Origin of the sequence: Roseicyclus sp., assembly GCF_052168335.1 — a bacterium.
Classification (GTDB): Bacteria; Pseudomonadota; Alphaproteobacteria; order Rhodobacterales; family Rhodobacteraceae; genus Roseibacterium.
In genome coordinates this window covers 1-9,251 of the sequence record NZ_JBQLZP010000179.1, presented here as the reverse complement: position 1 = coordinate 9,251, position 9,251 = coordinate 1, and the positions used below count along the sequence as shown (strand labels likewise).

Annotated in this window: 7 protein-coding genes; 2 read left to right on the top strand and 5 right to left on the bottom strand. The window is 72.7% G+C overall.

Translation table 11 applies throughout. The features are described from left to right. Both ACTS11_RS05590 and ACTS11_RS05585 read right to left on the bottom strand, forming a co-directional pair. A partial coding sequence (locus tag ACTS11_RS05590) for an MBL fold metallo-hydrolase (RefSeq protein WP_442639349.1) occupies window positions 1–632 on the bottom strand: 632 nt, incomplete at its 3' end. Further along, complete coding sequence (locus tag ACTS11_RS05585) at window positions 632–2,326, bottom strand: acyl-CoA dehydrogenase (RefSeq protein WP_442639348.1); 1,695 nt, start codon at window positions 2,324–2,326, stop codon at window positions 632–634. The genes ACTS11_RS05585 and ACTS11_RS05590, both read right to left, overlap by 1 nt. A gap of 162 nt (window positions 2,327–2,488) precedes the next feature. On the opposite strand from ACTS11_RS05585, the gene ACTS11_RS05580 reads away from it, so the two are divergent. Next, window positions 2,489–3,448 (top strand): L-threonylcarbamoyladenylate synthase, encoded by a 960-nt coding sequence (locus tag ACTS11_RS05580; RefSeq protein WP_442639347.1) that lies wholly within the window; start codon window positions 2,489–2,491, stop codon window positions 3,446–3,448. Between the two features lie 3 nt (window positions 3,449–3,451). Here ACTS11_RS05580 and ACTS11_RS05575 read toward each other — a convergent pair whose 3' ends face one another. After that, complete coding sequence (locus tag ACTS11_RS05575) at window positions 3,452–4,030, bottom strand: YqgE/AlgH family protein (protein ID WP_442639346.1); 579 nt, start codon at window positions 4,028–4,030, stop codon at window positions 3,452–3,454. Window positions 4,031–4,127: 97 nt separating this feature from the next. Here ACTS11_RS05575 and ACTS11_RS05570 point away from each other — a divergent pair, with 97 nt between their 5' ends. Beyond that, a complete protein-coding gene (locus ACTS11_RS05570; RefSeq protein ID WP_442639345.1) occupies window positions 4,128–4,946 on the top strand; it encodes a protein-disulfide reductase DsbD domain-containing protein in 819 nt (272 codons plus the stop codon). A 4-nt stretch (window positions 4,947–4,950) separates the two neighbouring features. Here the strand turns inward: ACTS11_RS05570 and ACTS11_RS05565 are convergent, their stop codons facing one another. Both ACTS11_RS05565 and ACTS11_RS05560 read right to left on the bottom strand, forming a co-directional pair. Beyond that, the gene (locus ACTS11_RS05565) at window positions 4,951–8,328 is read right to left on the bottom strand and encodes an efflux RND transporter permease subunit (RefSeq protein WP_442639344.1); all 3,378 of its coding nucleotides are present in this window, start codon (window positions 8,326–8,328) and stop codon (window positions 4,951–4,953) included. A gap of 4 nt (window positions 8,329–8,332) precedes the next feature. Then, window positions 8,333–9,251, bottom strand: a 919-nt coding sequence (locus ACTS11_RS05560) for an efflux RND transporter periplasmic adaptor subunit (protein WP_442639343.1), incomplete at its 5' end; no start/stop codon positions are given.

Sequence of the window (9,251 nt, the reverse complement as noted above, 5' to 3'; positions counted from 1 at the left end):
ATCGACGGCAGGAGCTGGTCGCCGCCGAGGACGAGATCGCCGTCCTCGCACCAGAGCGTCGCGTGGTCGGGCGCATGGCCGTGGCCGAGGCGCACGACCCAGTCCCGCCCGCCGAGGCGGAGGCGCTGGCCCTCGTCGATCCGCGTGAAGCCGAGCGGCATGGGCGCGACGATGTCGGCGAAGTTGAACGGGCGTTCGCCCCGCCGCGTCTCCAGCAGGCCGGGCGCCATGCCCGCCCCCTGCCAGAAGGCGACCTGCTCCGGGGTCGGGCGGTCCTGCACGTCGAGCGTCAGCATCCGCGCGAACAGCCAGGCCGTGCGCGTCGTCAGAAGCTCGGCCCCCCGCGCCTGGAACCAGCCGGCGAGGCCGATGTGGTCGGGGTGGTGGTGGGTGACGAGGACCCGGACGACGGGCGCGCCCTTCACCGCCCCCGACAGCGCCGCCTCCCACGCCTCGCGGCAGCGGCGAGCGTCGAGGCCGGTGTCCACGATGGTCCAGCCATCCGGGTCGCGCAGCGCGTAGACGTTGACGTGGTCGAGCGCCATGGGCAGCGGCAGCCGCAGCCAGAGGATATCCTCGGCCACCTCGACCGCCGCCCCGGGCTCGGGGTGGGTCTCGTGCGGGTAGACGATCACGCCGCGAGATCGTCGGGCGAGAGGGCGTAGAGGTCGCCCGCGCCCGCCGTCGCCTGCGCGAGGAGGCCGGGGACGGCGGCCATCTGCCGCGCGAGGAAGCTCTCGGCGAGCCGCGCGCGGGCGCCGCCCGGCTCGGCCATCGCGGCGCGGAGGTGGTAGTGCCCGCCGAGCGTCAGCGCGAAGGCGCGGGCATAGGGGACGGAGCCCGCCAGCCGGTCGTTGAGATCGAGGGCGAGCATCCGCGCCGTCGCTGCGCGCAGTGCCTCCGCCGTGTCGGCGAGCGCGTCGCTGCCCGCCTCGCGCGCCGTCGCCGCCACCTCGTCGATCAGCGCGAAGGCGGCCTCGCCCCCGTCCGAGAGCTTGCGGCCGACGAGGTCCATGCCCTGGATGCCGGTCGTGCCCTCGTAGATCGCCGAGACGCGCACGTCGCGGGCGTATTGCGCGGCCCCGGTCTCCTCGATGAAGCCCATGCCGCCGTGGACCTGGATGCCGGTATCGGCCACCGCGATCCCTGTCTCGGAGCCGTAGGTCTTGACGATGGGCGTGAGGAACGCGGCGCGCGCCTTCCACGCCGCCTCGCCCGTCGCCGTCGCCATGTCGATCGACACGGCGAGGTCCAGCGACATGGCGCGCGCGGCGAAAAGCTCGGCCCGCATTCCGGTGAGCATCCGCCGCACGTCGGCGTGGTCGAGGATCGTGCCCGTCCCGCCCTCGACCAGCGGCCGCCCCTGCACCCGGTCGGCGGCATAGGCGAGCGCGTGCTGATACGCCGCCTCGCCCGCGCCGAGCGCGTGGACGCCGACCCCGAGGCGGGCGTTGTTCATCATGGTGAACATGGCGGCCATGCCGCCCCCCTCGCGCCCCACGAGCCAGCCGGTCGCGCCGTCGTATTCCATCACGCAGGTCGGGCTGCCGTGGAGGCCCAGCTTGTGCTCGAGCGAGACGACGCGCAGCGCATTGGCGACGCCCGCCGCGCCGCGCGCATCCGGCAAGCGCTTGGGCACGAGGAAGAGGCTGATGCCCTTGGTTCCGGCGGGCGCGTCCGGCAGCCGCGCGAGGACGAGGTGAACGGTGTTCTCGGTGAAGTCGTTGTCGCCCCAGGAGATGTAGATCTTCTGCCCGCTGATCGCGTAGGTCCCGTCGCCCCTGGGCTCGGCCCGGGTGCGGAGCGCGCCGACGTCGGAACCCGCCTGAGGCTCGGTCAGGTTCATCGTGGCGTTCCAGTCGCCCGAAACGAGCCTCGGCAGGTAGGTCGCCTTCAGCTCCTCGCTCGCGTGATGCTCCAGCGCCTCGATCTGTCCCTGGCTCATCAGCGGCGCGAGTTGCAGCGCGAGGCAGGCCGAGGCGATCATCTCGTTGACCGAGCTCGTGACGGCCATGGGCATTCCGAGGCCCCCGTGCTGGGGGTCGGCGGCGAGCGCGACGAAACCCGCCTCCGCGATGGCGCGCCAGCCCCCTGCGAAGCCGGGCGAGGTGCGCACGATCCCGTTCTCGAGCCGCGCGGGATGCAGGTCGCCCGCGCGGTTCAGGGGCGCCAGCACCTCCTCGCAGATGCGGCCCGCCTCGGTCAGCATGGCGGCGACCGTCTCGGGCGTCGCCTCGGCGAAGCGCCCGGTGGCCTGCACGCGGTCGAAGCCCACGACCTTGTCGAGGCAGAAGAGGATCTCGGAGACCGGGGCGCGATACGGCATGACAACCTCCCTTGTCCGTTTGCCTGTCTGCGGCGCTGGCCCCCATGTTTGCAGGCGCGGGCAATTCGCGCTATCGCAACGGGCCTGCAACCGGAAATTCCTGTCGCAGGGCCGAGGTATGGCCCCGGACGGGGTCCGATCAACTCCAACGTTACGTCACGGATGTCCGCGTCAAGTCCAGAGCTCCTGAAGGCCGATGCGGAAGGCATCGCGCGCGCCGTCGCGATCCTCGGCGCGGGCGGGCTCGTGGCGGTGCCGACGGAGACGGTCTACGGCCTCGCGGCGGACGCCACGGACGGGCGGGCGGTGGCGCGGATCTTCGCGGCCAAGGGGCGGCCCGCGTTCAACCCGCTGATCGTGCACGTGCCGGACCTCGCGGCCGCGCGCGAGATCGCGGAGATGACCGGCCCGGCGGAGGCGCTGGCCGAAGCCTTCTGGCCGGGGGCGCTCACGCTCGTGCTGCCGCTGCGGGCGGGGTCGGGCATCGCGCCCCTCGTCTCCGCCGGATTGCCCACGGTTGCGCTCCGCGTGCCGGCGCATCCGGTGATGCAGGCGGTGCTGCGCGGCCTCGGGCGTCCGGTCGCGGCGCCCTCGGCCAATCTTTCGGGTCGGATCAGCGCGACGACGGCGGGGCACGTGGCGGACGGGCTCGGCGGCGCGGTGGACGCGATCCTCGACGCGGGCCCCTGCGCGGTGGGCGTCGAATCCACCATCCTCGCCCCCGGCCCCTCCGGCACCCGCCTCCTGCGCGAGGGCGGCCTCCCGCGCGAGGCGGTGGAGGCCGTCGCGGGGCCGCTGACGGCGGACCTGACGCCCGGCCGGATCGAGGCGCCGGGCCAGATGGAGCGGCACTACGCGCCGGGCGTGCCGCTGATCCTCGGCGGTCCGGCCCGCAAGGACGAGGTGAGCGTCGGCTTCGGGCCGGGCGCCGCCGACCTGACGCTCTCTGCGACGGGCGACCTGACGGAGGCGGCGGCGCGCCTCTTCTCCGTCCTGCACGACGCCGACGCGCTGGCGCGTGCGAGGGGCGCGCGCGCGATCCGCGTGGCGGAGGTGCCCGAGACCGGCCTCGGGCGCGCGATCAACGACCGGCTGCGCCGTGCCGCCGTCCCGGAGAGCTGAGCCTCAGGCGTGGCCCGCCTCGGACGAGAGCATCAGGGGATGGATGCCGAGCGACTTCAGCGCCGCCTCCCACTTGCCCTCCATCCGGTGCCCGAAGACGAGATCGGGCGAGGCCTCGGCCGTGAGCCAGCCGTTCTGCGCGATCTCGGCCTCGAGCTGGCCCGGACCCCAGCCGGCATAGCCGAGGGCGAGGAGCGCCTGCTTCGGCCCGCGGCCATTGGCGATGTCCTCGAGAATGTCGAGCGTCGCGGTCATCGAGAAGCGCCCGTCGACGGTGAGACCCTCCTCGCCGCGCGGCCGGTAGTCCGAGGAATGCAGGACGAAGCCCCGCCGCGGCTCGACCGGCCCGCCGTAGCAGACGGGCACGTCCCGCACGGCGCCGGGGCTCGCGATCTCGAGCTGCTCGAGCATCTCGGAGAACGTCACCTCGTCCATGCGCTTGTTGACGATGAGGCCCATCGCCCCCTCCGGCGAATGCGCGCAGAGAAAGACGACGGCGCTCGCGAATCGCGGGTCGCCCATTCCGGGCATCGCGATCAGGAGCTTCCCTGTGAGGTCTGCGGGGGCGGAGGGCGTCTGCATCCCCCGAGCATGGGGGTGTTGCGGATTCCAATCAACCCGCCCGCCCGTCGCCGAAACGTGACTTTTCATTTCAGGTGACGCTGCCTACTTCCCGATCATGACCAACCGCCTGTCCACGCTCGGTTTCGCTGCACTTGCCGCCCTCCTCGTCCCGGCGCCCGCCGCGGCGCAGTTCGACGGGCGCAACGTCGACCAGGTGGTGCAGGTCACGCTCCTCGAAGGGTGGCGGATGGAAAACGGCAACCACATGGCCGGCATCCGCATCTCGCTCGCCCCGGGATGGAAGACCTACTGGCGCGCGCCCGGCGAAGGCGGCGTGCCGACGATCCTGCGGCTGCATTCCGCCGAGGGCATCGACGGCATGGCGATCCACTGGCCCCGTCCCGAGGTCTTCCACACCAACGGCATGCGCTCCATCGGCTACAGCGACGAGGTGATCCTGCCCGTGGAGTTCGCCCTCGAAGGTGGCGGCACACACCGGATCGACGGGCGGCTCGAGCTCGGCGTGTGCCTCGACGTCTGCGTGCCCGTGGCGCTGGATCTCGGATCTGACCTCCTGCCCGACACCGACCGCGACGGCGCCATCGGCCTCGCGCTGTCGGACCGGCCGCTGACCGCGACCGAGGCAGGCGCGGGCGACGTGCGCTGCTCGGTCGAGCCGATCTCGGACGGGCTGCGCGTGACGGTCACGGCGGAGGTGCCCGGCACCGGCGCCGACGAGACGCTGGTGCTCGAGCATCGCGATCCGCAGATCTGGGTGTCCGAGGCGGCGACGCGGCGCGAGGGCGGCACGATCACCGCCGTCGCCGACGTGGTGCCGCCCGATCACGGGCCCTTCGCACTGAACCGGAGCGACCTCCGGGTGACGGTGATCGGAACGCGGATGGCGGTGGAACTCGACGGCTGCCGGGGCTGAGGTCTCAGGCGCTGCGCCGCGCGGCGAGGCCCGCGGCGATCCCCCAGGCGACGAGGCAGAGCGCGCCCACGATCCCGAGGAACAGGCCGAACGCGGCGGCTGCCGAGCCCTCGCCGATGGCGCCGAGCGGCCCCGCCATGCGGCCGGTGACGATCTGCGACCCGAGCGTCGCCGAGAAGGCGACGGCCACGAGCGCCAACAATCCCGCCAGCGAAATCGTCAGCTCCCGAGCGCGGCCTGCGGCCCGGAGGCCCCGGCGCAGAGCCCGCACCTGCTGGCCCATGTCCTGCTGCATGGCGAGGATCGCGGGCACCACAAGCAGCACGATCACCATCCCGAAGCCGAGCCCGTAGACCAGCGTGATGACCGTGGGCTTGAGGAACTGCGCATCCGCCGACCCCTCGTAGAGCAGCGGCGCGAGACCCAGCACCGTCGTCAGCGTCGTCAGGAGAACGGGGCGCAGGCGGTCGCAGGCGCCGTCGACGATGGCGGGGATCAGGCCGCGCTTCTCGGCGTATTCGTCCACCGTCGTCACCAGCACGATGGAGTCGTTGATGATGATCCCCGTCATCCCGATCAGGCCCACCACAGTGAACATCGACATCGGCACGTCCCAGAGCCAGTGGCCCCAGATCGCGCCGACGAGGCCGAAGGGGATGACCGCCATGACGACGAGGGGCCGCGTCCAGCTCGCGAAGATCCAGGCGAGGACCAGGTAGATCCCGAGGATGCAGAGAAGGAAGCCCGTCAGCGCGTCGCCGAGGAATTCCCGCTCCTGCTCGGCCAGGCCCGCAAGCTGCGTCGCCACGCCGAAATCGGCCTCGATGCCGGGGAGAATCGTCTCGCGCAGCTCCTCCATGATCGCCTCGGCGCGGGCGGGGTCGTCCTCGGACAGGTCGCCCGTGACCGAGATCAGGCGGATGCCGTTCTCGCGGTCGATGGTGGAAAAGCCCTGCCGCGCCGTGACGGTGACGATGTCGGCGAGCGGCACGTACTGCCCGCCCTCCGCCCGGAGGAGGGTGCGGTCGAGGAAGTCGGCGGTCAGCTCGCCCTCGGGCAGTTCGACGCGGATCGCGGCGGTGCGCGGACCGTCGGGGAAGGTCGCGGCCTCGATCCCGCCGAGACGATCGCGCAGGACCCGGCCGAGCGCATCGATGGAGAAGCCCAGCGCCTCGCCCTGCGCGGTCAGTTCGAGGCTCAGCTCCTCGCGGTCGTAGGCCATGGAATCCTCGAGCGCCGAAACCTCGGGGTGGACGGCAAGCGCCGTCTGCACCGCTTCGGCCGCCGCCTTCAGCGTCGCCGTGTCGGCGCCGTAGATCTGCACGTCGATCGCGGCCCCGCCCGGCCCGCCGCGCCAGCCGCGGAAGCTGACCGTCTCGGTCATGGGCAGGTTGCGAACCTCCTCCTGCAACGCCGCCACGAAGCTGAAGGAGGAATAGGGGCGGAGGTCCGCGTCGATCAGTTCGACCGAGATCGAGCCGACGAGGTCCGCGTCCTTGTCCTCGGCCCCGGCGAGGCCCCCGGTGTTGCCGCCGATCTCGGCCAGGACGTAGGCGACGGGGTTCGTCCCATGCTCGGCCTCGAGGCGGGCCGCCACGGCGTCGACCGCGCGCTGCATCTCGCGCACCATCTCGAGACTGTCCTCGCGCGAGGCGCCGTCGAGCATCGCGAAGTTGCCGGAGACCGAGCTGAGTTCGGGCGCGTTGAAGAAGCGCCAGGTCACGTCGCCGCGCAGGAAGAGGGCGACCTGCGTGGAGAGCACGAGGATCACCGCGGCCAGCACCGGGTAGCGTGCGAGGACGACCCACCCCATCAGCGGGCGGAAGACGCGTTCGCGCACCGCCTCGAAGCCCCGGTTCACGACGCGCGAGGGCATGTCATACCAGTGTTCCTTTGCGGAGTGGGCCAGCGCATGCGCCATGTGGTTCGGCAGGATCAGGAAGCACTCCACGAGGCTCGCGATCAGCACCACGATCACCGTGAAGGGAATGTCGGCGATGAGCGAGCCGAACTGCCCGCCGACGGCGACGAGGCCCGCGAAGGCGAGGATCGTCGTCAGCGTCGCGGAGAAGACCGGCGCGGCCATGCGTCGGGCGGCGTTCTCGGCGGCGGTGACGGGGTCCTCGCCGAGGCTCCGCGCCCGCCAGTCCGCGTGCTCGCCGACCACGATGGCGTCGTCCACGACGATCCCGAGCGTGATGATGAGCGCGAAGAGCGAGATCATGTTGATCGTCAGCCCCGCCGCCCACATGAGCGCGATGGCCGCCGTCAGCGCCACCGGGATGCCCGCCGCCACCCAGAACGCGGTGCGCGCGTTCAGGAACAGGAACAGGAGCGCGACGACGAGGCCGAGCCCGAGCAGCGCGTTGTCGAGCAGGATGTCGAGCCGCCCCGAGATCGCCTCGGCCCGCGTGCGGATGAGGTCGATCGAGGTGCCCGCGGGCAGCGTCGCCTCCAGCTCCGCCGCGATCTCCTCCACGGTGGCCTGGATCGCGATGGCGTCGCCGTCCTCGGAGCGGTCGACGCGGATCGCGATGGCGGGGTTTTCGCCGACCAGATAGGCGCGCTCCCTGTCCGCGCCGCCGACCTCGATCCGCGCCACGTCGCCGATGGTCAGGGCCGAGCCGTCCGCGTTGGTGCGGAGCGTGAGGGCCGCGATGCCCTCGGCGTCCCGCGTGGCCGATCCCGTGCGCACGCGCGCGCCCGCCGCGTCGAGATCTCCGGCGGGCGAGGTGTCGGCGGCTGCGGCGATCACCTCGGCGATCTCGGCCATGCTGATGTCGTGACGCAGAAGCGAGGCGGAGGGCACCTCGACCACGATCTCGGGGGCCGCGACGCCCTGGATCGTGGCGCGCGTGACGCCCGCGTCGAACAGGCGGGCGACGAACTCGTCGGCGAAGCGGCCGAGCTGCTCGGGCGCGACGGGTCCGGTGATGACGACATCCGTGACGCGGTCCCACCAGGCGCCGCGGCGCACGGTCGGCTCCTCCGCGCCGTCGGGCAGGCCGGTGACGTTGTTCACCGCCGCCTCGACCTCGTCGGCGGCGCGCGCCATGTCCCACCCCGGCTCGAACTCGAGCTCGATCGAGGCGCGCCCCTCGCGGCTGGTGGCGGAGGTGGCGGCGACGCCGGGGACGGCGATCAGCACGGGCTCGAGCACGGCGACGATGCCGGCGTCCACGTCCTCCGCCCCCGCACCCTCCCAGGTGACGGAGAGGCTTATCTCGTCCGAGATCACGTCCGGGAAGAACTGCGCGCGCATCTGCGGGATCGCCGCGAGGCCTGCCGCGACCATCAGGACGAGCAGGAGATTCGCCGCCGTCCTGTGGCGCGTGAAATAGCCGAGGATGCCTGCGGCGCGCGGGGGAAGCGGGCGGATCACGGGCTCAGCTTCCCATCCGTGCCTCGATCCGGGCGACCATCTGCGCCGGGACCTCGGGGGCGTTAAGCTGCTCGATCATGCGGCTGCGGACGTCCTCGGGGATGAAGCTGTTGGTCTCCACGAAGGCGATCAGGCGCGCGCGCCGCTCGGGGTCGAGCGGGATGGTGGCCTCGGCCTGCGGCTCCTCCGCGCCATCGCGGCGGAAGGGGTTCACGCGGATGCCCTCGCCGAGGACGGGCGTGCGCGCCACGACGACCTCGCGGCCCGCCAGTTCGGCCGGAACGCTCACGAGAATGTCGTCGCCCTGCCGCCGGAGAAGGGTGGCCTCCGCCGCCTCCAGCCGCCCCTCCTCGCCGAGGACGAGAAGCCGCCCGTCGGAGCCGAGCGCCGTCGCAGGCAGGCGGGCGACGCCGGCGAGCGGCGGCTCCTCCACCTCGACGCGGACGAAGTCGCCCGCCTGAAGCCCCCGCGCCGCGTCGATCCGCGCGAAGAGGAGGCGGCCGGACTGGCCCTCGGCCACCGCGCCCGCCTCGCGCGTCAGCACCGCCTCGGCCGAAAGGTCGAGGCCGAAGACGTCGAGCACGACGCGCACCGGCGCCGCGGGCAGGCGGCCGTCCTCGGAGAGCAGCTGCGCGTATTGCGCCGAGGATATGCGGAAGGCCACCTCCAGCGCGTCGCCGTCGATCAGGCGCGCCAATCGCTCGTTGCGGGAGACGAGCCGCCCCTCGGCGGCGTCGACCTCCGACAGGATGCCGTCGAAGGCCGCGGTCAGCTCCGTCTCGGCGCGCGCACGCTCGGCCTCGGCCAGTCCGATCCGCGCGCGTTCGAGCGCGGTGCCCGCATCGGCGAGGCGCGCCTCGGCCTGCGCCTCGGCCTGGCGGCGGGAGAGGACGGACTGCTCGGCGGTGGCGGCGGCGAGCTCG

What these genes read in the sequence shown, in the direction of transcription:
- ACTS11_RS05585 (WP_442639348.1), bottom strand. Translation starts at nt 2,326, where the DNA reads ATGCCGTATCGCGCCCCGGTCTCCGAGATCCTCTTCTGCCTCGACAAG.
- ACTS11_RS05580 (WP_442639347.1), top strand. Translation starts at nt 2,489, where the DNA reads ATGTCCGCGTCAAGTCCAGAGCTCCTGAAGGCCGATGCGGAAGGCATC.
- ACTS11_RS05575 (WP_442639346.1), bottom strand. Translation starts at nt 4,030, where the DNA reads ATGCAGACGCCCTCCGCCCCCGCAGACCTCACAGGGAAGCTCCTGATC.
- ACTS11_RS05570 (WP_442639345.1), top strand. Translation starts at nt 4,128, where the DNA reads ATGACCAACCGCCTGTCCACGCTCGGTTTCGCTGCACTTGCCGCCCTC.